At 58.4% G+C, this 23,756-nt stretch carries 20 protein-coding genes; 15 read left to right on the top strand and 5 right to left on the bottom strand.

Annotation, left to right across the window (positions count from 1 at the left end; translation table 11 throughout):
- Positions 1-58: 58 nt before the first annotated feature.
- Both K5845_RS11685 and hisC read right to left on the bottom strand, forming a co-directional pair.
- Positions 59-1,003, bottom strand: coding sequence for a prephenate/arogenate dehydrogenase family protein (locus K5845_RS11685; protein WP_046478205.1), 945 nt, complete (start codon positions 1,001-1,003; stop codon positions 59-61).
- A complete protein-coding gene (gene hisC, locus K5845_RS11680; RefSeq protein WP_287959037.1) occupies positions 1,000-2,133 on the bottom strand; it encodes a histidinol-phosphate transaminase in 1,134 nt (377 codons plus the stop codon). The genes K5845_RS11685 and hisC overlap by 4 nt, the downstream gene beginning before the upstream one ends.
- A 263-nt stretch (positions 2,134-2,396) precedes the next feature.
- Between hisC and metX the strand changes: the two genes are divergently transcribed.
- Positions 2,397-3,590 carry a homoserine O-acetyltransferase MetX gene (gene metX / locus K5845_RS11675; RefSeq protein ID WP_502814135.1) on the top strand — a complete coding sequence of 398 codons (1,194 nt, stop codon included), beginning with the start codon at positions 2,397-2,399 and terminating at the stop codon, positions 3,588-3,590.
- A gap of 31 nt (positions 3,591-3,621) precedes the next feature.
- A complete protein-coding gene (gene metW, locus K5845_RS11670; RefSeq protein ID WP_046478208.1) occupies positions 3,622-4,266 on the top strand; it encodes a methionine biosynthesis protein MetW in 645 nt (214 codons plus the stop codon).
- 11 nt (positions 4,267-4,277) lie between these two features.
- On the opposite strand, the gene K5845_RS11665 is transcribed toward metW, so the two are convergent.
- The gene (locus K5845_RS11665; protein WP_046480236.1) at positions 4,278-5,036 is read right to left on the bottom strand and encodes a class I SAM-dependent methyltransferase; all 759 of its coding nucleotides are present in this window, start codon (positions 5,034-5,036) and stop codon (positions 4,278-4,280) included.
- A 251-nt stretch (positions 5,037-5,287) separates the two neighbouring features.
- Here K5845_RS11665 and gloB point away from each other — a divergent pair, with 251 nt between their 5' ends.
- The 3 genes from gloB (at position 5,288) to K5845_RS11650 (ending at position 8,927) form a co-directional block, all read left to right on the top strand.
- On the top strand, positions 5,288-6,058 hold the full coding sequence (gene gloB / locus K5845_RS11660) for a hydroxyacylglutathione hydrolase (RefSeq protein ID WP_046478210.1): 771 nt from the start codon (positions 5,288-5,290) through the stop codon (positions 6,056-6,058).
- Positions 6,059-6,101: 43 nt separating this feature from the next.
- Positions 6,102-6,569, top strand: coding sequence for a cupin domain-containing protein (locus K5845_RS11655; protein WP_287959036.1), 468 nt, complete (start codon positions 6,102-6,104; stop codon positions 6,567-6,569).
- A gap of 330 nt (positions 6,570-6,899) precedes the next feature.
- Positions 6,900-8,927, top strand: coding sequence for an NYN domain-containing protein (locus K5845_RS11650; RefSeq protein WP_287959035.1), 2,028 nt, complete (start codon positions 6,900-6,902; stop codon positions 8,925-8,927).
- Between the two features lie 241 nt (positions 8,928-9,168).
- Here K5845_RS11650 and K5845_RS11645 read toward each other — a convergent pair whose 3' ends face one another.
- A complete protein-coding gene (locus K5845_RS11645; RefSeq protein ID WP_046478213.1) occupies positions 9,169-9,744 on the bottom strand; it encodes a L,D-transpeptidase in 576 nt (191 codons plus the stop codon).
- 278 nt (positions 9,745-10,022) lie between these two features.
- The gene (locus tag K5845_RS11640; RefSeq protein ID WP_197540856.1) at positions 10,023-11,168 is read right to left on the bottom strand and encodes an OpgC family protein; all 1,146 of its coding nucleotides are present in this window, start codon (positions 11,166-11,168) and stop codon (positions 10,023-10,025) included.
- Between K5845_RS11640 and K5845_RS11635 the strand changes: the two genes are divergently transcribed.
- From K5845_RS11635 to K5845_RS11590, 10 genes are all read left to right on the top strand, one after another.
- The gene (locus K5845_RS11635; RefSeq protein ID WP_172655214.1) at positions 11,158-11,364 is read left to right on the top strand and encodes a hypothetical protein; all 207 of its coding nucleotides are present in this window, start codon (positions 11,158-11,160) and stop codon (positions 11,362-11,364) included. The genes K5845_RS11640 and K5845_RS11635 overlap by 11 nt on opposite strands.
- Before the next feature lie 411 nt (positions 11,365-11,775).
- Positions 11,776-14,592, top strand: a complete 2,817-nt coding sequence (mutS, locus tag K5845_RS11630) for a DNA mismatch repair protein MutS (protein WP_287959034.1) — start codon at positions 11,776-11,778, stop codon at positions 14,590-14,592.
- Between the two features lie 81 nt (positions 14,593-14,673).
- On the top strand, positions 14,674-17,451 hold the full coding sequence (locus K5845_RS11625) for a [protein-PII] uridylyltransferase (protein WP_287959033.1): 2,778 nt from the start codon (positions 14,674-14,676) through the stop codon (positions 17,449-17,451).
- A gap of 135 nt (positions 17,452-17,586) precedes the next feature.
- Positions 17,587-19,164 (top strand): murein biosynthesis integral membrane protein MurJ, encoded by a 1,578-nt coding sequence (gene murJ / locus K5845_RS11620; protein WP_287959032.1) that lies wholly within the window; start codon positions 17,587-17,589, stop codon positions 19,162-19,164.
- A gap of 103 nt (positions 19,165-19,267) precedes the next feature.
- Positions 19,268-20,305 carry a tryptophan--tRNA ligase gene (trpS, locus tag K5845_RS11615; RefSeq protein WP_090225881.1) on the top strand — a complete coding sequence of 346 codons (1,038 nt, stop codon included), beginning with the start codon at positions 19,268-19,270 and terminating at the stop codon, positions 20,303-20,305.
- Positions 20,306-20,391: 86 nt separating this feature from the next.
- Positions 20,392-20,895 carry a universal stress protein gene (locus K5845_RS11610; RefSeq protein ID WP_046478218.1) on the top strand — a complete coding sequence of 168 codons (504 nt, stop codon included), beginning with the start codon at positions 20,392-20,394 and terminating at the stop codon, positions 20,893-20,895.
- Positions 20,896-21,076: 181 nt separating this feature from the next.
- Positions 21,077-21,631 (top strand): NifU family protein, encoded by a 555-nt coding sequence (locus K5845_RS11605; protein ID WP_090225878.1) that lies wholly within the window; start codon positions 21,077-21,079, stop codon positions 21,629-21,631.
- A 114-nt stretch (positions 21,632-21,745) separates the two neighbouring features.
- Positions 21,746-22,342 (top strand): malonic semialdehyde reductase, encoded by a 597-nt coding sequence (locus tag K5845_RS11600; RefSeq protein WP_287959031.1) that lies wholly within the window; start codon positions 21,746-21,748, stop codon positions 22,340-22,342.
- A 94-nt stretch (positions 22,343-22,436) separates the two neighbouring features.
- Positions 22,437-23,132 carry a tRNA (adenosine(37)-N6)-threonylcarbamoyltransferase complex dimerization subunit type 1 TsaB gene (tsaB, locus tag K5845_RS11595; protein WP_287959030.1) on the top strand — a complete coding sequence of 232 codons (696 nt, stop codon included), beginning with the start codon at positions 22,437-22,439 and terminating at the stop codon, positions 23,130-23,132.
- Positions 23,129-23,629: a GNAT family N-acetyltransferase gene (locus K5845_RS11590; RefSeq protein ID WP_046478222.1), complete on the top strand. Its 501-nt coding sequence runs from the start codon at positions 23,129-23,131 to the stop codon at positions 23,627-23,629. Before tsaB ends, K5845_RS11590 begins: the two co-directional genes overlap by 4 nt.
- Positions 23,630-23,756 lie beyond the last annotated feature (127 nt).

Raw genomic sequence — 23,756 nt, 5'->3', positions numbered from 1 at the left:
CCCGGTCCTTCTTGTTGCTCACGTAAACCATCCGAATGAGGATCCGGTGTCCACGTTGTCAGCGTTGGTCGCTACCCATTCCGGTTGTCTTTCTAGCACGGCCGAAATCGGGTGCGGAGGTATCCTGCCCGGCTTCGATGATGCCGCGCCGCATCGCACGGGCGTTGGTGAAGAGCTTGAACAGAGTGTCGCCGTCACCGTAGCGGATCGCCTTTTGCAGTTCGGAAAGATCTTCGGTGAAACGCCCGAGCATCTCAAGGACCGCTTCGCGATTGTTGAGGAAAATATCGCGCCACATCGTCGGATCGGAGGCAGCAATACGGGTAAAATCGCGAAAGCCGCTGGCGGAGAATTTGATCACCTCCCGGTCCGCGACCCGCTCCAGATGTGCAGCGGTGTTCACGATATTGTAGGCGATCAAGTGCGGCACATGGCTGGTGATGGCGAGCACCATATCATGATGCTCCGGGTCCATGATCTCTACGTTCGCCCCAAGCTTTTGCCAGAACGTCGTGAGCTTGCGTAGGGCTCCTGCGTCCGTTTCAGGCACCGGCGTCAGGATCGTCCACCGCCCATCGAAGAGTTCGGCAAAACCCGACTCCGGCCCGGACTCCTCGGTACCGGCGATCGGATGACCAGGTATGAAATGTACCCCTTGGGGTACAGAGGGAGCCACATCACGCACAATCGCAGCTTTCACGGAGCCGACATCGGTCAAAATCGCACCGGGTTTGAGATGAGCCCCGATCTCCTGAGCTAGTGCCCCGCATACCCCGACAGGTGCGCAGAGAACAATGAGATCGGCACCGCGAACGGCCTCTGCAGCAGAGCCAAACCCTTTGTCGATCACGCCGATTTTGAGCGCTTTCGCGAGGGTCTCCGGCGTTCGCGCGGATCCCACGATGGACTTCGCCAATCCCGCGCGGCGCGTAGCATGGCTGATGGAGGAACCGATCAGCCCAAGCCCGATCAGCGCCACCTTGTCGAACAACGGGGCACTCATTTGCGCAAAGCCTCTTGCGGGTGGAGTTCGTCCTTTGCGGCCCTCGTCACGATCTCTTTGAGAGCCTCAACGACGGCGCGGTTTTCAGCTTCTGTTCCAACCGTCATACGAAGAGCATTCGGCAATCCATACCCCGCAACCCGGCGCAGGATGATACCTTTCCCCTTGAGCGTATCATCTGCGGCGATGGCCGTAAGCCCGGCAATCCCATCGAAATGGATCAAAAGAAAGTTCGCAACGCTTGGCGTGACTTTGAAACCTAACGCCGAAACCTCCTCCGTAAGCCAAGCGAGCCAGCGATCGTTATGCATGATCGCCGCTTCCATGTGGGCTTGGTCAGAGATTGCGGCAACGCCCGCAGCAATAGCGGGTGCGGATACGTTGAACGGCCCGCGAATCCGGTTGAGCACGTCCGCGATGTCTTCTGGGCAATAGGCCCAGCCGAGCCGTAGTGCGGCTAGGCCGTGAATCTTCGAGAACGTGCGGGTCATCACAGTGTTCGCGGTGGTCGCGACCAGTTCGAGACCGGCTTCGTAATCGTTGCGCCGAACATACTCCGCATAGGCGCCGTCGAGCACCAGGACGACATTTTGCGGAAGGTCCGCGCGGAGCCGTCGCACGTCCTTAATAGGAATGTATGTGCCGGTCGGATTATTAGGATTGGCCAGAAACACGATCCGCGTCTTATCCGTGACGCAATCCAGAATGGCATCGACGTCGCACGTAAAGTCGCGTTCGGCCGCGACGACGGGTGTGCCGCCGTTTGCCCGGATCGCGATGGGATATACGAGAAACCCGTGCTCCGTATAGATGCCCTCGTCGCCGGCGCCCAGATACGCGCTGGTAACCAGATTCAAAAGCTCATCCGACCCGGCGCCGCAGACGATGCGATCAGGGTTGAGGCCATAACGCGCGCCGATCGCGGACCGAAGTGCCGAAGCCGACCCGTCCGGATAGCGTTCAAGACTGTCGGCGGCGGCCCGAAAAGCGGCGACAGCAGTCGGACTTGGCCCGAGCGGCGTCTCGTTCGAGGAGAGCTTGATTGGCTTCACATTGCCTATAGTGCGGCTTTCACCAGGCACATAAGCACTGATATCCAGGATTCCTGGCTTGGGTTGCGGCGCGGTCATGCGTTTTTTAACTTAGGTTGGCAATTCGGGTTTGGTGGCTTCTGCCCCTTGCGCCGGCTCTGACAGCCAAGCGATAAAGGGTGGCCATCGGCCGGGTACAGTTGATAGGCCTCGACATTCGCGAACGCAAAGAAAAGTTGACATTGGGCTGTCCGGCCTAGCAAACGTCGCGAACCGGAACCACTTTCGGATAAATCATGCAGACACCTCCCCATAGCCAACGAGCCTTGGGAGCAGAATTAACGGCCTCAGGACATAGCGGAATGACGGCACCCTTAAAGCACATCCCGGAAGAAAACGCGGCTGCCAAGGCCCGTGCGCATATGCTTGCGCCGGAGTGCGAAGTGTTGACCATCCCGGACTCTGAGCCGTTGAAGCTGGACGGGGAAAAGCTGCTTGCGCCGTTCTCTATTGCCTACAAGACCTATGGGCAGCTCAATGCCGACAAATCCAACGCCATTTTGATCTGTCACGCGCTGACGGCCGATCAGTACGTGGCAAGCCGTCATCCGGTCACTGGGAAGCCGGGTTGGTGGGAAAGACTGGTCGGGCCGGGTAAACCAATCGACACCGACCGCTTCTTCATTATCTGCCCGAATATTCTCGGGGGCTGCATGGGCTCCACCGGCCCCGCATCAATAGATCCCAAGACGGGGCACCCCTACGGCCTGAACTTCCCTGTCATCACCATTGGCGACATGGTCAACGCACAAGTGCGTCTTATTGATCATCTCGGCATCGACCAACTGTTTGCGGTCGTCGGCGGTTCGATGGGCGGTATGCAGGTGCTCGGTTGGTGCTCCCGTCATATGGAGCGGGTGTACTCGGCGATCCCTATCGCGACGGCCGCTTGGCATTCGTCGCAGAACATTGCGTTTCACGAGGTCGGTCGCCAAGCTGTTATGGCGGACCCAAATTGGTGCAGCGGCAACTACTACGAGAAGGGACTGGTGCCGCGCAACGGATTGGGCGTGGCCCGCATGGCGGCGCATATCACTTACCTCTCGGAAGACGCGTTGCACGAAAAGTTTGGCCGCAACCTCCAGAATAGGTCCGAGCGGACGTTTTCGTTCGATGCCGATTTCCAGGTGGAGAGCTACCTGCGCCACCAGGGCTCCACCTTTGTCGATCGGTTTGACGCCAACAGCTATCTCTACATCACACGGGCGATGGACTACTTTGATCTCGCCGCTGAGCATGGAGACGTGTTGGCCAACGCCTTCCGTGGAACGCAGACGCGGTTTTGCGTCGTGTCCTTCACGTCCGACTGGCTCTACCCGACGCGGGAAAGTCGCGACATAGTTCAGGCATTGAACGCCGTCGCGGCCAACGTCTCATTCGTTGAAATCGACTCCATCAAAGGGCATGACGCCTTCCTGCTGGAGGAGCCGGAATTTGCCGCGACCGTTGAAGGTTTCATAAATTCCTGCGCCAAGCGGCGCGGGCTCGCGCGCTAAAGCTCGAGAACACGGGGAAACAGTTTAATCGATGTCATCTGCCCATGCGGATTACGAGCCGACCCATCGCGTCGACCACTTGTTGATTGCGGAAATGGTGACACCGGGAAGCCGAGTCCTGGATGTCGGCTGCGGTGACGGCGCTCTCTTACATCTTCTGACCGAGACAAAAGACGTTGATGCACGCGGCGTCGAACTCGCACGCGATAAGGTCAATGCCTGCGTGACGCGTGGGCTATCGGTGATCCAAGGTGACGCCGATATCGATCTCGACGACTATCCCGATCAAGCGTTCGATTATGCGGTCCTCAGTTTGACGATCCAGGCCACGCAGTATCCGAAAGCTGTGCTGGAGAATTTGGTGCGTATCGGACGGCACGCCATTGTGTCGTTTCCGAATTTTGGGCACTGGCGCATTCGGACGGATCTGCTGCTCTACGGTCGTATGCCGCGCACGCGGAATCTGCCCGAGCCTTGGTATCTGAGCCCCGACGCACACTTGTGTACGATCCGCGATTTCTACGATCTCTGCGAAACGATCGACGCGGACGTCGAAGAGGCGGTCGCATTCAACAGCGCGGGCCGCCGACTACCGATCAAGAGGTCCTTAAGTCTCCAGAACCTGCTGGGAGAAAAGGCCGTCTTTCGATTGAAGAAAGCACAGCCGGCGCGGTGAAATCGGGTGGTTCAGGTATCGGTTTGCGACTTGTCCGAGCGCTTCGCTCCGGCGAGTTGACCCGGAACAGGGACCAGATCAGCCAATATCCGGGCCTTTCGAACTTTACCAATAGGCGCCACAAGCTGCTTGCTAGCTTCAACGATAATGACGCCGGCAAAGCCTGGCGTGATGCGTGCGCCCATGCGTTCCCACGCCACAGCTGTGCGCAAGAGCGTATCGCGGCTGAATGGCGGCACGTAGAGTGCTTCACCCCATTCAATGGGTGTAAAGAGCGCGTCCTTAAGCATTGTTTCGACCTGCCCACGGCTGTAGGGGCGCCCAAAGCCGAAAGGGGTTCGGTCGGTGCGGGCCCACATTCCGCGCCGATTGGGGACGATCATCAGCAACCGACCTTCTGGCGCGAGCACACGCCACATTTCGCGCAGCACCGGGCGCACACGCCCAGCCATCTCGAGCCCATGGACCACCAATAGCCGGTCGACGGAATTGTCCGGTAACGGAAGCATCTCTTCATCGATCAAGACCGATTGCTTGAGACCTTCGCGGGGCCAGACCAGCGCGCCTTGCGGCCCCGGCATCAGCGCGCCGATACGTCGGGCCTCGCCGCGAAAAGCACCCAGATATGGAATGGGATAACCGAGTCCGATCATGGTCCCCGAGGTGCCGTTGCGCCAGCGTGCACGAATACGTCCGGCGATCAGCCTCCGGACCACTTGTCCGAGCGGACTCGCATAGAAATCTCTCAGTACTGCGACGTCGATGTGCATGTAGGCATCAACCAAAAACGATGTCGGACGATCCGCTTACAACGGCGTCGAAATGAATTGATATGATTCGTCCCTGACGATTCGACCCTAAGACATGGAATGATGCACGATTTCAACGCGATGGCGAGCATGTGAGCTGTCTTTTGCTTGGAACAACAGCATCAGCCATAGTGTTTCCAGCTCAAAAGCAAGGTCGTCGAGCCGTTCGAAGTCGGCTCGATGATTGGCGAATAACACTGAAGGAAGCCGCCGTGACCAACCTTGAAACATATCAATTTCCCTGCCGTAGCGATAACTATGGCGTTCTGGTACATGATCCGGCCACCGGGTTGACCGCTTCTATCGACGCGCCGGACGCTGCAGCCGTCGAACAAGCTCTCGATCACACGGGCTGGCGTCTGACCCATATTTTTACAACGCATCATCACGCGGACCACACCGGGGGCAACGTCGTTCTCAAAGCGACGCACGAGTGTGAAATCATCGGCCCACGGGACGAAGCACAGAAAATCCCGGGTCTCGACAGACCCGTCGGTGGCGGTGAAACATTTCGCTTCGGCGATTTTGACGTGTCGGTTCTCGCGACACCCGGGCACACACTGGGCCACATCAGCTATCATATTCCTGCAGCCAAGCTAGCATTCGTCGGCGATACGATGTTCGCGATGGGGTGCGGCCGTGTCTTCGAAGGTGATGCCAAGATGATGTGGGCGTCCCTGGCCAAACTTCGTGGCTTACCCAAAGACACCGTTGTCTTCTGCGGCCATGAGTACACGTTGTCCAATGCCCAGTTCGCACGCACGATTGAGCCGGACAATAAGGCGCTCGAAGTGCGCGCGAAAGAGGTAGAGGCTTTGCGTAAGGACAAGAAACCGACGCTGCCAACCACGATTGAAGCCGAGCTCGAAACCAATCCGTTCCTGCGTGCCTGCGAGCCTGAGCTCAAAGCGGCAATCGGAATGAGTGACGACGAGGACTGGCAGGTGTTTGCCGAAGTCCGTACCCGCAAGGACAACGCCTGAAGGCGGGGCAAGCCGGGCCACGAAGATTGGGGAGGGCGAGGCGATGGACGGATTAACCGCCGACGAAATCATTGTGCTGTTGGGACTGGAGCCGCATCCCGAGGGGGGGCATTTTCGCGAAACCTATCGTGACCCTGCGGGTGTCGCACCATTTCGTGGGGGAGAGCGTGCGGCTTCTACGGCAATCTACTTTCTCCTGCGTGCGGGCGAGGTGTCCCGATGGCACACCGTCGATGCTGCTGAGGTCTGGCATCACTATGCCGGCGCACCGCTAGAGCTGGGCATTGCTCCACCGGATGGCGCGGCGACACGCACGATCCTGGGTAAGAATTTAGCTGCTGGTGAGCGCCCCCAAGGCGTTGTGCCGGCAGGTCATTGGCAACAGGCGCGGAGCCTGGGAACGTTCTCACTTGTTGGTTGCACCGTTGCACCCGGATTTGAGTTTTCCAGCTTCGTCATGGCACCCGAAGGTTTCGAACCGGGGGGCGAATCGCCTAGTGGCGCAGCTTAGGCATGACGAGAATGTTCCTGCACAGAGTTTTCCACGGGTTGTTCAGCTCAATTCTAGTATGTAAGTCTCTGAAAGATATGAATTTTAAATATGGTCTTTAGGGGCTGTACGTGTGTGGCTGGCAGCGCCTTGTTCCGCATGTCCGACTCATAAAGACTGGATTGTGAGGGTTTCAGGGCCAGATGGCGAAGGGGCTGGAAGGTAGCGCGCTGAGTGCTGCTAATTGCCCCGTCACATCCGTTCCGGTCCGGCGTAGTGCATGTGTAGTACACCGGATTTGAGCGAGTGGCCCGAAGCGAAAAGTGTATCGCTAGCGGGGGCGGGTGTCGCATGAATCGGGAGTTTAAAGGGTCGTTGCTCAGTACGGTGTTCGTTGACTACGACAACATCTATCTGTCGTTGAAGCGAAAGAGTGAGGAAGCGGCTGTTCGGTTCGCAAAGGACGCCAGCCGCTGGGTTCAGGCGATCGCTTCTGGCAAACTGATCACGCCGACCAATGGCGTTTCTCTGGATATGCCACGTCGCATCGTGATGAACCGCTGCTACGGTAATCCGGTGCCACGACGGAACGCACAGGACAACGCGACGGATATGAATTCCTTCCCGTTTGTTCGCCACCACTATCTCCGCGCGGGTTTTGAAGTCATCGACTGCCCTCCGCTCACAGCTCAGCTGAAGAACTCGGCAGACATCCGCATGGTTATGGATGTCCGCGACTACCTGCTTCACGACACGTACTTCGACGAATTCATCATCTTGTCGGGAGACGCCGACTTCACTCCGTTGCTGCACCGTCTGCGTCAGCACGCGCGCCGCACCGTCGTATACGCGAACGACTATACGGCCGCGCCTTACACTGCGATTAGCGACGGTGAAGTGCGTGAAAGCGATCTTATCGCATTTCTAATGGAGGGAAGCGCCGAGGCGGAACCGAGCCCGGCAGCCGTCGCTCGCGCGGCGCCCCAAAAGGGGCTGCCAAGCCCCGAGATGCTGGCCGACGCCCGTAAGGCAATCATCGGCGAGGTGCTCGCAACGGTCCGCTCCGCTAGTCAGCCGGTTTTGCTGGAATCTCTGGCCGATCGCGCTGTGCGCGCGCTGGGGCACGAGCGCACTGTCGGTTCGGCTTGGGGCGGAGCTGGAAGCTTCCGCGATCTTCTGGCTGGCGCTTTACCAACCGGCATCAAGCTGTCTGATTCTGCACCGTTTTACGTCTACGACACAAGCCGTCAGCTCTCACCGGCCCCCAGATCACACGCTGAGGAACGGCAAGAACAGCCACGCCAGCAGTTGCGTGCGGAGCCACGGTTCGATCAGTTGCCTGAAGGCTTCAGCGAGATACCACTCGACCGTGGCCAATCGGGAATGGCGGCTCACCACGCGCCTGAGCGTGAACCCGCACCCGCACAGCAGCCACGCCAGCGTTATTTGCCCGCTGCACAACCGACGTATGACGACCGCGCCCCGGCGCAGGACCGTCATGCGCCTGCACCTCGGGCACAGGCGCCGGCATCACGGCAACCTGCACCATCGCCACAACATCAGGATGCGGGGCGGCATGATGCCCGCCAGGACGCCGTGCGCCCGCAGTCTGGTCAGGTGGAGAGTGCGGAAAGCGCTTCATCTCTACAGCAGTCGATCGCACGTATTCATGAAGCCTGCCAGGCGCCTCCCCTATCGCCTCCCGAATACCGTGCGCTGTTCGATGTCATGGCGAAGGAAATCGAGACGAACGGCCTGACGGGCGCACGCACGCTGGTAAACATCTGCGACCGTGCACGCGAACTCGGCATTGAACTTCGCAAGGATGATGCACGCTTCATTCTCGAAGTTGTGAGCGAAGCTGACCCCTGGTTTGAACAAGGGGCTTCTGCAAGCCTGTTTGCGAGCCGCTTCCGCAACTTCGTCGTAGCGCGTTGCAAGCGCCAAGGCCTGCAGTTGACCGCCGCCGAACTTGACCTCATCGAGGCGTGGTTCACTGGAGGCGGGCAGCGCGAAGCGGTGCAACGTCCTTCTGGATCGGGAGTGCCACCTTCTGGTGCGGCACCATCGTCGGGAGGGAATCCTCCTGGTTCGATGCGGGGTGCGCCAGCCCCGTCCGCCCCGCAGTATGCTGACGCTGACCATAAATATCAGGCGAGCAACCGGCAGATGGCGCCGGCCGATGCGTGGTGGCCCGAGGGCCGGGGAAATGAACGCCAGCTGGATTATCGGCAGAACGAGCGCCCTGCTGAGCGGTCCATGGCCGGGTCGCCGAGCACCGGTTACGGTGTAAGCGGCGCGGACCGTTATAGCGAATTCGCCGGAGTTGAGACGGAAGAGGAGTTTCCGCGCATCGTAAGAGGACGTTTGCGGGGCTGATCCCGCCTCCATCGCCAGAAGGCGGGTAAATTCCAGACGAGTGGTGCCTCACAGCGCTGCTCGTCTTTTAGTTTGTGGGAGCGATCGCCCCTTCCGTTTGCCCACGACGCAGATACCGCCCCCAGGGGGCCCATCAGGACCTCAAAAAGAAACGGCGCACCGTTTTAACGATGCGCCGTTATGAACTATCGAGAAATGCTACTGAAAGCGATGCCAACAGCTGAAAGCAGCTGGCTTTGCTTTAGGTCGTGAAGCGCTTCCAGGTGACCGTCACGCGTGTGCCTACGGGAACGCGCGGATAAAGATCGAGGACGTCTTCATTGTACATCCGGATGCAGCCCTTTGAGACAGCCGTGCCGATCGTCCAAGGCGCGTCAGTACCGTGAATGCGATAGAGGCTGGAACCCAGGTAGAGTGCGCGGACGCCCAGCGGGTTAAGCGGATGTCCGCCGGGAACGTGCACAGGTAGCTTGGGGTTCTCGCGGCGCATCTGAGGCGTTGGTGTCCAACCGGGATTGACGCGCTTTTGCGAGACGCTGGTTACACCAGACCAACGGCTCTGTTCGCGAGGAACGGCAATTGGATAGCTGATCGCCTCACCGCGCCGATGGATCCAATAGAGCTTTCGATCACCAAAGCTAACGATGATCTGACCGGGCGAGTATTTGGGTGAGAACGAAACCGTATCGCGATAGCCGCCACTCCACAGGAAAGAAAAGAGATCCTGGGCGTTCGCAGCGCTCGAAGCTAGCGCGACCATTGTCAGAGACAGCGCAGCTGAGACCAACGCACGGCCCCCTTTGGTGAAGCATTTCATGATCCAAATCCCCGTCTTTGTACGACGTCAACGTCAAATTGACCTGTAATTTCGCCGAGACGATACCGTCCGGGCGAGCAGAAACGTTGCGCCTACGACATTGCAGCCTCTGAAGCTGCACGACAACCGGCAGGCGACAGAAACCGCGCCATAATCGATCTCGAGCGGGCAACAGTTTGACGGATGTAGTAGAGCCGCAACACTCTGGGGCCAGTCTTGGCCCGATTCGGTATAATATTTATTAACTATATCGGCACTCTAGCGACGTGCGCGCGACGCTACTCCACCGGCTGCACCAATGGCCTGGAGAGGGGCGGTGCAGTCTGCGGAAGGTGCTGCGCGACATTGGCGGTCGGAATGCTGACAGCGCGCACGGCTTTTCGCCCCTGCACGTTCTTGAACCATGCAACAACGTAGGCGGTCGCCAGCAATATCGCGCAGCCTGAAAGGTTGACAAGCGCATATGTCGCGAAGTTCCGGCCAATCAGATTGAGCGCGACGCCACTCAGAAGGGACAGCAGCAAGCCGACCATGAATGTCGCGAGTGCCTGCTGGCCAACCAATTGACAGATCGCCACGAAACGTCCTCTGAGATTGGCCCCGCGATCACCAGCCAACGCATAAGCGAGATAGGCGACGCAAAGGAAGTGCACATAGCGCAAAGCGCTGGCGTGCGTTTTGTCTGTCAGCGGTGATAGCGCCTTGGCTGCAGCCTTCAAAACATCGACGTTACGAACAAGCGGCCAATAGGCGAGCGGAATCGTGAGCAAGACGACGACGGCAGCGATTGTCATAAGTCGCCGATTAACCGGGGGGACGGGGAGCCATCCGCGCGCAAAAGCAAAGCCAGTGAAAAATACAAGCTGCCACGCGAAGGGATTAAAGAACCATTCCCGGTCAGACCAGGGCTCGGCACTAAGTTCGATCCAATTGAGATTTGCGGCGGTCCAGCTGAGCACCATAGCAGAGAATACATAGACGGGGCCGAGCTTCGAGAGCGCAATCACCACCGGTATCATGGCGAGAAGCACCAGATACATCGGCAGGATATCGAACATGTTGGGGACGTATGTAAGTGTCAGAAGTCCCGGCAAGTTGGTCGAGAGATCGTTGACAAACCGAGCCAGATTCAGACCGATCACGTAATCCGCGCCGGCCCCAAGCCATTTGTCGACCATCATCATCGCCGCCAGAGCGACGAAGAAAATCCCAATGTGCGCCCAGTAGACCTGCCAGCAGCGATAGGCGACACGCGCTGTCCCAATGCTGAAGCCGTGCTGATCGTAGCTGCGTCCGAAGGCAAGAGCCGATGCTATCCCGGAGCAGAAGACAAACACTTCGGCGGCATCGGCGAAGCCGAACCGTCCCGGCATGAAATCGCTCCACGCGTTCATCGGCACATGGCCAATGTAAATGGCGAACATCGCGAGGCCCCGGAAGAAATCGAGCCTCAAATCGCGCGGCGCCGCCGGCTGGGAGGTGAAAGCGATCGACATGATGGTGTCTGGTCTGCCTGAAGCTGCGTCTGTCACCGCCCGCTGGGCGGGCGTCGAAACGATGTTGAATGTCCCGATGGATGCGACGCGCCAACGAAGTCGGCATTTGCTCCATGTCGTGTGATTCAATTACACGTTAAAATTGTGTCATTGCGATGGAATGGATTGCAAAAAATGTAGGCATTTTCTCCACTTAGAGATAACTCAAGGGAAAACTTCCATCCCTGAAGACTCTCCTCCAAAGGTGACACAGGAGAATTCGGACGCGCCAATATCGCGCGCCGCGCGCCGCACCAATGCGACACAAACGACAGCGCGTTGACGGTATGGACAACTCGGAGAGCATGTTGCTGCAATCGGAATGAGACCGCACGCTGTGGGATGTCGAGCCGGTTATCGTCGGACAACGTTCGCAAACCTGGAAAACCCACCGTTTTGACGAGGGAAAACCCTAGCTACCCTTTTCAATAGACGTTGGCTCGGGCTATGGCTGCGCGTCTATGTTCGGCCCCTTTGAGACGATCCTTGCGCCAAAATGTCAGCACGTAACGACAAAACCTCGAAGCAAGACCGTGGGCCTTCCGCATCCGGTCCCGGCAAAGCCGTCGTTACCGAAGCGACGCCATCGATGGCGCAATACCTTGAGATCAAGACGGCAAATCCCGACAGCCTGCTCTGGTATCGGATGGGCGATTTCTATGAGCTGTTTTTCGAAGACGCTGTCGTTGCATCCGAGGCCTTGGGCATTGTTCTCACCAAACGCGGAAAGCATTTGGGCGAAGATATCCCGATGTGCGGCGTTCCTGTCCACAAGGCGGATGATTATCTCCAACGGTTGATCAAGTTCGGCTATCGCGTCGCGGTCTGTGAGCAGCTTGAAGATCCAGCGGAAGCCCGCAAGCGCGGCGCCAAGGCCGTCGTGCGTCGCGATGTGGTTCGGCTTGTAACGCCGGGAACGCTGACAGAAGAAACACTGCTCGATGCGCGCGCGCGGAATTTCTTGACCGCGCTTGCGCTGATCCCGCTGGCGCAGCGAGGTGCTGACGGAGCCAGCGTCGCGTTGGCCTCACTCGATATCTCAACGGGTGAGTTTGAAGTTGGATCGACGCTGAGCGGAGACCTTGCCGGCGAGTTGGTGCGCTTAAGTCCGCGCGAAATACTCGTCTCCGACAGAGACGACGCCGATGAGACCTGCAAACAAGCCGTCGCGATTTCTGGGGCCGCCGTCACACCCGTGGCCGGCGCGTTCTATGATCACCGCGCCGGCGAGCGCGAACTGAAAGCCAAGCTGGGTGTCGCGGAACTTGGCGGGTTTGGTACGTTTTCGCGCGCCGAATTGGCAACCATCGGCGCGCTCTTGAAATACGTCGATCTTACCCAGATCGGCAAAAAGCCGCTGATACGGCCGCCCAAACGCGCCAGCGCGCAGGATATTCTTCTGATCGATGCAGCCAGCCGGGCAAGCCTGGAGCTGACAAAGGCGACAAACGGAGACAAGCGCGGCAGTCTGCTGCACGCCATCGACCGCACGGTGACGGGACCCGGTGCACGCGAACTGGCGGCTCGTTTGGCGGCACCTCTGCGTGATGTCGGCATCATTAATGCGCGTCTTGATGCCGTCGGGTATCTCGTCGAAGCGTCCGCGTTGCGCACGGACTTGCGGAATAGCTTGCGAAGCGCGCCTGATATCGCGCGCGCGTTGTCACGGCTGTCGTTCGGCCGCGGCGGCCCACGTGATCTCGGCGCCGTGCGCGATGGACTATCCGCAGCGCAAGCGTGTGGGCGCTTGTTGGAAGCAAAGTCCGGGACCATCGGATTGCCGAATGAACTGCAAGCGATAGCGGAACGCCTCGCGGCTGCACCGGCTGCCTTGCGTGAAGAACTTGAAAATGCGCTGAATGAAGAATTGCCGCTTCTGAAACGCGACGGCGGCTTCATCCGCGAGGGCTACAGCACAGACCTCGATGAAGCGCGCCGTCTTAAAGAAACCGGGCGTCAGGTGATGCTCGAACTGGAAGCGCGCTATCAGCAGCAGTCTGGCGTGAAGACCCTCAAGGTGCGCCACAACAACATTCTTGGCTATTTCATCGAGGTCGGCCAAGCCAGCGCTCAGCCGCTGATGCAGCCGCCACACTCCGATGTCTTTCGTCATCGGCAGACAATGGCCAACGCCATTCGGTTCACCACGGACGAACTGATCGCGACCGAAGGCAAGATCGCGACGGCGGGAGAACGTGCGACGAGCCTGGAGCAGGCGATCTTTACCGACCTCGCCCGTCGCGCCGACGAAGCTGAAGTTCCACTGGCAGCCGTCGCCGCGGCACTCGCTGAACTGGACGTAGCGACGGCCTTGTCTGATATCGCGGAGGACGAAGGCTACACCCGCCCGCTGATCGAAGAAGGCACGGCTCTTGAGATCCGAGGCGGCAGGCATCCGGTCGTGGAGCAGGCGCTCAAGTCGGAGCGTCAAGGGCCCTTCATTGAGAATGATTGTCTCCTGGGGGATGGGGCTGCAGGCGAGCAGCAGCAATCCGATGGTGAGGGTGGATCAGAGCTCAGGGCCGCGCGGATCTGGCTGCTCACCGGTCCGAACATGGCGGGTAAGTCGACGTTCTTGCGCCAAAACGCGCTCATATGTCTGATGGCCCAAATGGGAGCTTTCGTTCCCGCGCGTTACGCCCGCATCGGAGTGCTCGACCGTCTTTTCTCGCGTGTCGGTGCCGCTGACGATCTCGCGCGCGGTCGTTCGACCTTCATGGTCGAAATGGTCGAAACAGCTGCGATACTCAACTGCGCCACGCCGTCTTCGCTCGTCATTCTCGATGAGATCGGCCGCGGTACGGCAACGTTTGATGGTCTGTCGATAGCCTGGGCCGCTATTGAATACCTGCACGAGGTTTGCCGCTCCCGCACCTTGTTCGCCACGCACTATCATGAGCTGACGGTTTTGCCGGAGCGGCTGCAAGAGGTTGCCAACGTCACTATCGAGGTGAAGGAATGGCGGGATGAAATCGTCTTTCTGCACAAGGTGCGGCCCGGCGCAGCGGATGGGTCTTACGGCATCCAGGTTGCCAAGCTGGCAGGCCTGCCCCCTCAGGTGACCGAGCGCGCCGCCGAAGTGCTGGCGATGCTCGAAGATGCTGAACGGCGGGGAAGCAACTCACCGGAAGCGATCTTGGATGAATTGCCTCTTTTTGCGGCAAGTCGCGCAGTGGCTGACAAGGGCGAGGGTGCTCGAAGGTCCGCCGTGGAAGAAGCTTTGGATCGCATAGATCCCGATGAATTGAGCCCACGCGCGGCACTCGAAAAGATCTATCAGCTGAAGTCTCTTTGCCGTGATGATGATGCGTGAGCGCCAGCTGCGAGATCTTTACGGGAAGTAGAGCACGTAAAAGTCTTCTCTCTCGGGTCATAACCCTCTAAATCTCGCGCTATGGATACAGTCATAGCCCCAACTTCGGTTGCAGAACGATTTGACAAAGTCGCGGTGCGTGCTGCGCTTGAGGTCTTGATCGAACGCCACGGCGGCTTGGAAGCGGCCCACAACGACATCGTCCAGCACCTGAAGGACATGTCGCAGGTCGCGCGCGCCCACCTTCGCGCACAATTGGAGCGCGATGGCGATGGGCGCCGCTGTGCAGCCAACCTTTGCCAGTTTCAAGACGACCTTATCTGCATGCTGTTTGAGCTGCTGACGTCGCTGGAACTAAAGGGACGCAAGCAGACCGCCGCAGACCGTATGGCCGTTGTCGCCACGGGTGGCTATGGCCGAGGTTTGTTGGCCCCCGGCTCAGATATCGATCTGCTCTTTCTGATTCATTCTTCCCGCAAGGCGCGCGGTGGCGTCCCCGAACAGATGCTCTACATCCTTTGGGACATGGGCTTCAAAGTCGGCCATGCGACGCGAACAGTGTCGCAATGCGTTGCGCTGGCGCGGACAGACATGACCATCGCCACGTCATTGCTGGATTCGCGGTTCCTGCTGGGGGACGCGCAGCTGTTCGCAGAGCTTGAAGAGCGCTTCCAGGATGAGCTCCGCTCAATGCAGCGCACATTCATAGACGCCAAGATGGCGGAACGCGATGCCCGGCATGCGCGCTCCGGCGATGCCCGGTATCGCGTGGAACCAAACATCAAAGACGGCAAAGGCGGTCTGCGCGACCTGCACACACTGCATTGGCTCTCGCGCACGATTTACGGTGAGGATGTTGGTGAGAAGACAGTCGCAGCGGGAATTTTTACTGATGAGGAAGTCGCGACTTTCAAACGTTGTGAAGATTTTCTCTGGACCATCCGCTGCTTCCTGCATTTCTTGACTGGCCGTCCCGAAGAACGTCTGACGTTCGACGTTCAGCCTCAGATGGCAGAATGGCTCGGGTACAAGAAGCATGGCGGCCTGCGCGCGACCGAGCGCTTCATGAAGCACTACTTTCTGGTCGCCAAGGAAGTCGGTGATCTCACAACGTTGCTGTGTGGCGCGCTGGAAATGCAGCAACATAAGACCGCGCCCAGCATCAGCGAGATTATGAGCCCGCTGAACTGGAAGGTTCGCAGGCAAATCCGCCAGCGAACCGACTTCCGAGTCGATAACGACCGCATGAACGTTGCCGATCCGCAGGCCTTTGAGCGCGACCCTGTAAACATCCTCAGGCTCTTCGCGCAGGCGGCAAAGACCAACACCTTCCTTCATCCAGATGCCATTCGGCTGCTACGCCAATCGCTCCGGCTGATCGACGATAAGGTGCGCAACGATCCGGAAGCCAATCGAATATTCCTGGAGTTGCTTTGCGACGACCCGTATCCGGGAATCACGCTACGGCGGATGAATGACGCCGCTGTGCTGGGTCGCTTCATCCCGGCGTTCCGGCGCGTTGTCGGAATGATGCAGTTCAATATGTACCATCACTTCACGGTGGATGAGCACCTGATCCGTACCGTGCAAATGCTGACGGACATTGAGCAAGGTGGCGCTGCTAACGAGCTGCCTCTGGCGACTCCGATGTTCGAGACGATTCTGAACCGCCGTGTGCTGTTCGTCGCAGCATTTCTGCACGACATCGGCAAAGGCCGTCGTGACGACCATTCCATAGTCGGAGCGCGAATTGCCCGCGAACTTTGTCCGCGGCTGGGCTTGAGTGCGGCCGAAACCGACACGGTTGCCTGGTTGATCGAAGAACATCTCACCATGAGCAACATCGCGCAAAGCCGCGATATCTCCGATCCCAAGACCATTAGAGACTTTGCTGATGTCGTAAAAAGTCCGGAGCGATTGAAGCTGCTCTTGCTGCTGACTGTCGCTGACGTCCGTGCCGTAGGCCCAGGCACTTGGAACGGCTGGAAGGGCCAGCTGTTGCGGACACTCTATTACGAGACAGAGCTGCTCCTTTCTGGAGGTTACGGGCAGAACGGCCATCGTGAGCGGATCTCCGAAGCACAAGAAGGCGTGCGCGCGGCGCTCCTGGATGAGGGGTGGACCCCAGAAAAGATCGAAAGCGTAACCGGTCGCTTCTATGACGACTACTGGCACCGCTATGACGTTTCGCGGCAGGTCGAACACGCTCGGATGATGGCAAGGACGGACGGCTCCGACGACAAGCTCGCATTCCACTACACGACGGATGAGTTCACGGCGGTGACGGAGCTAACCATCCTGGCGCCGAACCACGCCCGCCTGTTGTCACTGTTCGCGGGCGCATGCGCCGCCACAGGGGCCAACATCGTCGGCGCTCAGATTTCGTCAACGCGCGATGGTTATGCGCTCGATAGTTTCTTGCTTCAGCGGGAGCTGCAAAGCGACGAGGATGAAAAGCGGCGCGCGGATCGTATCGGACAGTTGATCCGGCGCGTGCTGCGCGGCGAGATGCGCCTGCGGCCGATGTTGTCCAAGCGGCGCCCAGCTGAGCACCGTCTGGATGCCTTTAGCGTCGAACCCGAAGTGATGATCAACAATGCGCTGTCGGACGACTTCACGGTGATTGAAGTCGCGGGACTTGATCGCCCCGGCCTGCTCTATGATCTCACCAACGCTCTGTCGGATCTGAACCTCGATATTTCGTCGGCTCACATCACGACATTCGGCGAAAAGGCCGTGGACGTGTTTTACGTAACCGACCTCGTCGGCAAAAAGGTGACGGCACCAACCCGCCAACAGAGCATAACCGAGCGGCTGACGGAGCTGCTGGCACAAGATGACCCACCGCCGGTGACTTAGACCACCTAGCCGCCTCGACACCAAAAAAAGCGCGTCCCGAAAGCAACATTTTCTCCCGTCATCAAGGTGATTGTGACAGCCTGGCGTGCAACGTCCCTTGCACAGGGCACGCCTCCGGGATATTGCGCTGGCCTCATGCTGTATCGTTCTTTCGTGACTGTTGGCGGCTTGACGATGGTCAGCCGTATTCTCGGTTTCGCCCGGGATATTCTGATCGCCGCCGCCCTCGGTTCCGGTGCGATTGCGGACGCTTTTTTTGTCGCTTTCAGATTTCCCAATCTCTTCAGGCGCTTGTTCGCCGAAGGAGCATTCAACGCGGCATTTGTCCCGTTGTTTGCAAAACGCCTTCAGGGCGAAGGGGCCGACGCGGCGAAGACATTCGCGGAAGAAGCAATGTCAGTCCTGCTTATCACGCTGCTCGCATTCTCCGCGATCTGCATGTTGGCGATGCCGTGGCTGATGCTCATTCTTGCGCCGGGGTTTGTCGCCGATCCCGACAAGTATGATCTTGCCGTTCTTCTCACACAGATCGCATTCCCGTACCTTCTATGTATGTCGCTGGTCGCGTTGCTGTCCGGCATTCTCAATTCCATGCATCGGTATTGGGTTGCGGCGGCTGCACCGATTCTGCTCAACATCGTTCTGATCGCCGCCATCTCGCTGGCGATCGCGCTGGGTTACTCTCAGAAACCGGGCGCAGGTATCATTCTCGCCATCGGCGTCTTCATTGCCGGTATCGCCCAGACAATATTGCTTTGGGTTGCTGTGCGTCGAGCCGGCATGCGTTTGTCGCTGCGCCGACCCCACCTTACTCCGGGCGTCAAACGCCTGATTGGCCTGGGTATCCCTGGACTGATCTCTGGTGGCATAACGCAGATCAACATTGTCGTGGGAACGGTAATCGCCTCGATGCAGGCTGGCGCCGTCTCATATCTCTATTACGCGGATCGCCTCTATCAGCTCCCGCTAGGGATTGTTGGCGTCGCCATCGGTGTTGTCTTGCTCCCTGATCTGTCCCGACGTCTGCAAGCCGGCGATCATCGCGCGGCCATGGATAGCCAGAACCGGTCACTAGAGTTCGGCCTGATGTTGACGCTGCCTGCGGCGGTTGCACTCGCAGTGGCTGCAGAGCCCATCATCCGTGTTCTCTTCGAGCGCGGCGCGTTTTCCCCATCCGATACCGCAGCAACCGCGCCCGCTCTCGCGGCGTTTGCCTGCGGTTTGCCAGGTTTCGTGCTGATCAAGGTCTTCCAGCCGGCCTTTTTTGCGCGTGAAGACACCAAAACTCCGATGCGCTACGCGGCCTTCAACATGATCATAAACGTCGCGGGATCGTTGGCGCTGTTCTACGCTTTTGCCCAGATGGGTTATCACCCGCACGTGGGCATTGCACTGGCAACGTCGCTTGCAGGCTGGATTAACGCCCTGCTTCTATGGGCAACACTAAGCCGCGCTGGCAATTTTCAGGCGGACCGTCGTCTCCTGCGGAACTTGCCACTGATCATTCTCGCCAGCATCATCATGGGTGCTGCCGTGTGGTTCGCCTTGGGGCCGTTGGCGCCTTATTTCTCGGCGGCCACTCCGATCTATCTGCAACTCTCGGCGCTTGCTGGGTTGGTAGGCTTAGGAGCTGTCGTCTTCTTCGGAACGGTCCTGTTGACCGGGGTATTAAGCCCCTCGCAGTTCGTCAGAAAACTCCGGCGGGCCTCCTGAGTTTTGGCGATCATCCAGGATTCTGTGGCATCGACCGGGCTCAAGACTTGCGCTGCCTTGGCAGCCGCGCGATAACCGCGCTCCGAATCTAGGGAACCCGATAATGCCGTTTGAAGAGCGCGTCTTCTCCGGGATGCAGCCGACGGGCAGTTTGCACCTCGGCAACTATCTTGGAGCCATGCTGCAGTGGATCGAGCTGCAAAAAACCCATCAGTGCATCTATTGCGTCGTCGACATGCACGCCATCACAGTGTGGCAGGATCCGGCGGAGCTGCGCCAGGCCATCCGTAAGGTGACGGCCGCATATATGGCTGCCGGGCTCGATCCGAAAACGAGCATTTTGTTCAACCAGAGCCAGGTCGCAGCCCATGCGGAGCTGGCATGGGTATTCAATTGTATTGCCCGCCTGGGTTGGCTCAACCGCATGACCCAGTTCAAGGAGAAGGCGGGCAAGGACCGCGAGAACGCTTCTGTGGGTCTGTTCGCCTATCCCAACCTGATGGCCGCCGACATCCTCGTGTACAAGGCGACGCATGTTCCGGTCGGCGACGACCAGAAGCAGCATCTAGAACTGGCGCGTGATATCGCCGGTAAATTCAACAATGACTACAACACCGAGATCCGCGCTCGTGGATTTGATGATGGCGAGTTTTTCCCGTTGCCTGAGCCCGTAATCACCGGACCAGCCACGCGCGTGATGAGCCTGCGTGATGGCACCAAGAAGATGTCGAAATCCGACCCATCGGATTTGTCACGCATAAACCTGACGGACGATGCGGACACCATCGCCAAGAAGGTGAGAAAGGCGAAGACAGATCCTGAGCCGCTCCCTTCTGAAGCTGCGGGTTTGCAGGGTCGCCCTGAGGCAGAAAACCTGATCGGTATTTTCGCAGCGTTATCTGGTTCGAGTAAGGATACGGTGTTGGCGGAGTATGGTGGCCGTCAGTTTTCTGAATTCAAGGCAAACTTAGCCGAGCTAAGCGTTGCAAAGCTCGGTCCGCTTGGAGCGGAGATAAACCGGCTTACGAGCGATCCGGCAGAGATCGACAAAATATTGGCTGACGGCGCTGCACGCGCCGCGGCTATCGCCGCACCGATTATGGGCGACGTGAAGGACATTGTGGGCTTTATTCGCTCTTAGGCATCGTTGCGCACGCTGTATAAAAGCGGCTTGCAAATTGAAGACTTGGTCCGTTGTGGCCACGACTATGAGATGGCAGCATAAGCATGATGAAAAAACGCCTTTCATTCGAAGCCGGCCACCGGCGCAAATTTCTCCTCGTCATAGACAACTCCGAGGAAGTCAACGCGGCGTTGTATTACGCGGCAAGCCGTGTGCAGCATTCTGGCGGTTCGATCGTCATGCTGTACGTCATTCAGCCGCAGGAATTTCAACACTGGATGGGCGTGCGTCAGGTCCACATTGAAGAAGAAACTGCCAAAGCAAAGGCGCTCTTCCGCCTCTTTCGTCGCAAGCTCAATCAATCCGGCTTCGAAGACGTGTCGACCGAAGAGGTCATCGGCGAGGGTAATGAGGCTGAAGAGATCGTCCGCGTCATTGACGAAGATGAGGACATCGCCATCCTTGTTCTCGGCGCCGCTACCGGATCGGACGGTCCAGGCCCGCTCGTTTCCTCCCTGGCATCTGGCTCCACCGGGGGACCCTTCCCTATTCCTGCAACGATCGTTCCAGGAAGTCTGACCCTTGAAGAGATCAAATCACTCGCCTAAGCGTGTGATTTTGATGGTCGAATGGGAGTTTTCGGGTTGCGGTTCTCTCCGCAGGTATCGACTTTTTCCATCATCTCGTCTATCTAAGACTAGAATAATTCTAATAACTGCCGTGCAGGCCGGATCGACGTAAGTTATGATAACGTCGGCGCACGGCCATAAATCGGGAGACGATGGACCCATGTTTATCCAGACCGAGCTAACGCCGAACCCCGCAACGCTAAAGTTCATCCCCGGCAGGCAGGTCCTGGCATCCGGTACGGCCGATTATCGGGACCGCGCCGAAACCACAGGGTCGCCGCTTGCTCAGAGGCTGTTTGAAATCGACGGTGTGGACGGCGTTTTCTTCGGCGCCGACTTTATCTCCGTGACCAAGGGCGAAGGCGATTGGCAGCATCTCAAGCCGATGGTCCTTGGCGCGATCATGGAGCACTATATGTCGGATGCTCAGGTCGTAGAAAGTGAAGCCGGCAATGATTCAGCTGTCGGTAGCTACGATCCGAAGGACGAGGAAATAGTTGCTACCATTCGTGACCTTTTGGAAACGCGTGTTCGCCCTGCCGTTGCGCAGGACGGTGGTGACATCACATTTTCCGGGTTCCGCGACGGCGTCGTCTATCTACATATGCGAGGAGCCTGCGCCGGCTGCCCGTCATCAACAGCGACGCTGCGCCATGGCATTGAGAATTTGTTGCGGCATTTCTGCCCAGAGGTTCAGGAAGTTCAGGCGGTCTAGCCTCTCACAGGCAACGGCCTGTCCTGGAAGGAAGTTTGGGAGGCCCCGTCAGATTGGCGGGGCTTTTCGTTTATCAGTCCTACGATCGAAACAACTGGCCTGAGGTGATCCGCTTTGACGCAGAAAAACCCGCTTGAAGACGCCGCGCTCGACCAACTTTTCCTGTCTGCCAGAAGCCACAACAAGTGGCAGGATAAGGAGGTGTCCAACGAGGTTCTGGAACGTCTCGTTGACATCGCAAAAATGGGGCCGACCAGCGCCAACTGTTCACCGGCGCGCTTCCTGTTCGTGAAGTCGGATCAAGCAAAGCAGCGGTTGAAACCGTATCTGTCCTCCGGCAACGCCGAAAAGACGATGCAGGCTCCCGTGTGTGTGATTATTGGCTACGATCTCGAATTTTATGAACAGCTACCAAAACTCTTTCCGCACACGGATGCTCGGAGTTGGTTCACCGGCAAAGAGTCTAAAATTCAAGAAACGGCATTTCGCAACGGTTCGCTTCAGGGAGCCTATATGATCCTCGCGGCGCGAGCACTGGGCCTCGATTGTGGCCCCATGTCCGGTTTCGATAACGCGGGCGTTGATAAGGAATTCTTCGCCGGCACAAATACGAAGTCGAACTTCCTTTGCAATATCGGCTATGGCGACCCCACGGGGCTTCGCCCAAGAGGACCGCGTCTCGCATTTGCCGAGATGGCACAGATCATTTGATAGGCAACCTGCACGATCATAGACAGCCGAAATCATTCTATTCGCCGTGCGAAACAGGTGAATTCTGAATTCGGAGAGTATAGGCTCTCCTCCTATGAATATTCTGGCCTTTGATACGTGCCTTGATGCCTGTTCCGCTGCCGTCTTCTCCGACGGCGGCGAAGGCGTGCGCGCGTGCGCGTTCGAACCGATGGCGACAGGTCAGGCGGAACGTTTGATTCCTATGATCTCTGAGGTCGTCGACACGGCCGGACTTACGTTCGAGGATGTCGATCGGATTGCTGTAACCGTTGGGCCTGGGACGTTCACCGGCACGCGCATAGCGATAGCAGCAGCACGCGCATTGGCGCTGGCGATGAATGTTCCAGTCGTGACCGCCACGAGCCTTGCTGTCGTTGCACAGCAAGTTGCCCGGCATCTGAACAATATGCCGGACGTGTCAGCAATCGCAGTCGCCGCCGACGCGCGTCGCGGACAGGTCTATTGGCAGCGCTTTTCGCGTGGCGGTGGACTTGCAGCGCTCTGCGAACCTCAAGTCCTCACCCCCGAAGAGGCAGCCAGCCAGGCCACAGAGGGAATTTATGCCTTGGCAGGCTCCGCGGCGGATGCCGTCGCTCGTCACGCGCCTGCAAAGTATCGGGTGTTTGCTTCAATTGAGCTGCCTCGCGCCGAAGACTTGGCAGCAATGGCACCTCATATTCTACCCGCTGGTTCGCCGAACCCACTTTATTTGCGGCCGGCTGACGCAAAGCCTCAAGTCGGCAAATCAATAGCCCGAGTTACGATATGATGTCCGATGATCAGTATCAGCTGGATTTTAAGAACCTAAGTCTTCTGTGGGTCGAGGCCGAGGGGGCAGCTGAAGTTTCCAGCATGCACGCAGGCTTGTTCGATCCAGCCTGGAGCGAGGAGAGCCTGCGTAACTTATTGGCCTCACCTGGCGCCACGGCGCTTGTGGCCAAGCTGCGGTTGCACCCGGAAAACCCTCCGGCGCCAGCTGGGTTTATCATCGGTCGCATAGCAGCCGATGAAGCAGAAATTCTGACCCTTGGAGTATGTGCGCCTTTCCAGCGGCGAGGTATTGCCAAACGTCTCGTTGAAGGCTTGATGCGCGCCGTAGCCGCCGGCGGTGGTGAACGCCTTCATCTGGAGGTCGCCGCTGATAATGTCGCCGCGATTGCCCTCTATGAGAGACTAGGTTTTGAGCAGATCGGTCTGCGCAAGAATTATTACCAGCGTAGTGATGGGACCTCCTGCGATGCTCTGACTTTGTCTTGTAGTCTGTGATGCGCAGGCGATAGACGTGGTCAGACCCACTGGCCTATAACCAATTACGATAAACCCGATTCCACGGAGTTCGGCATGCCGATGGCCGAAACCACAACTTGGCCCTTTGCGCGCGGCATTTGCTGCG

It is taken from the genome of Filomicrobium sp., from assembly GCF_025698805.1.
GTDB lineage: Bacteria > Pseudomonadota > Alphaproteobacteria > Rhizobiales > Hyphomicrobiaceae > Filomicrobium > Filomicrobium insigne.
This window is presented reverse-complemented; position numbering and strand designations above follow the sequence as displayed.

Excerpts from the sequence above, each read along its gene's own strand:
- K5845_RS11685 (WP_046478205.1), bottom strand. The coding sequence starts at position 1,003 with ATGAGTGCCCCGTTGTTCGACAAGGTGGCGCTGATCGGGCTTGGGCTG.
- hisC (WP_287959037.1), bottom strand. The coding sequence starts at position 2,133 with ATGACCGCGCCGCAACCCAAGCCAGGAATCCTGGATATCAGTGCTTAT.
- metX (WP_502814135.1), top strand. The coding sequence starts at position 2,397 with ATGACGGCACCCTTAAAGCACATCCCGGAAGAAAACGCGGCTGCCAAG.
- metW (WP_046478208.1), top strand. The coding sequence starts at position 3,622 with ATGTCATCTGCCCATGCGGATTACGAGCCGACCCATCGCGTCGACCAC.
- K5845_RS11665 (WP_046480236.1), bottom strand. The coding sequence starts at position 5,036 with ATGCACATCGACGTCGCAGTACTGAGAGATTTCTATGCGAGTCCGCTC.
- K5845_RS11655 (WP_287959036.1), top strand. The coding sequence starts at position 6,102 with ATGGACGGATTAACCGCCGACGAAATCATTGTGCTGTTGGGACTGGAG.
- K5845_RS11650 (WP_287959035.1), top strand. The coding sequence starts at position 6,900 with ATGAATCGGGAGTTTAAAGGGTCGTTGCTCAGTACGGTGTTCGTTGAC.
- K5845_RS11645 (WP_046478213.1), bottom strand. The coding sequence starts at position 9,744 with ATGAAATGCTTCACCAAAGGGGGCCGTGCGTTGGTCTCAGCTGCGCTG.
- K5845_RS11635 (WP_172655214.1), top strand. The coding sequence starts at position 11,158 with ATGGCGAACATCGCGAGGCCCCGGAAGAAATCGAGCCTCAAATCGCGC.
- K5845_RS11640 (WP_197540856.1), bottom strand. The coding sequence starts at position 11,168 with ATGTTCGCCATTTACATTGGCCATGTGCCGATGAACGCGTGGAGCGAT.
- mutS (WP_287959034.1), top strand. The coding sequence starts at position 11,776 with ATGTCAGCACGTAACGACAAAACCTCGAAGCAAGACCGTGGGCCTTCC.
- K5845_RS11625 (WP_287959033.1), top strand. The coding sequence starts at position 14,674 with ATGGATACAGTCATAGCCCCAACTTCGGTTGCAGAACGATTTGACAAA.
- murJ (WP_287959032.1), top strand. The coding sequence starts at position 17,587 with ATGCTGTATCGTTCTTTCGTGACTGTTGGCGGCTTGACGATGGTCAGC.
- trpS (WP_090225881.1), top strand. The coding sequence starts at position 19,268 with ATGCCGTTTGAAGAGCGCGTCTTCTCCGGGATGCAGCCGACGGGCAGT.
- K5845_RS11610 (WP_046478218.1), top strand. The coding sequence starts at position 20,392 with ATGATGAAAAAACGCCTTTCATTCGAAGCCGGCCACCGGCGCAAATTT.
- K5845_RS11605 (WP_090225878.1), top strand. The coding sequence starts at position 21,077 with ATGTTTATCCAGACCGAGCTAACGCCGAACCCCGCAACGCTAAAGTTC.
- tsaB (WP_287959030.1), top strand. The coding sequence starts at position 22,437 with ATGAATATTCTGGCCTTTGATACGTGCCTTGATGCCTGTTCCGCTGCC.
- K5845_RS11590 (WP_046478222.1), top strand. The coding sequence starts at position 23,129 with ATGATGTCCGATGATCAGTATCAGCTGGATTTTAAGAACCTAAGTCTT.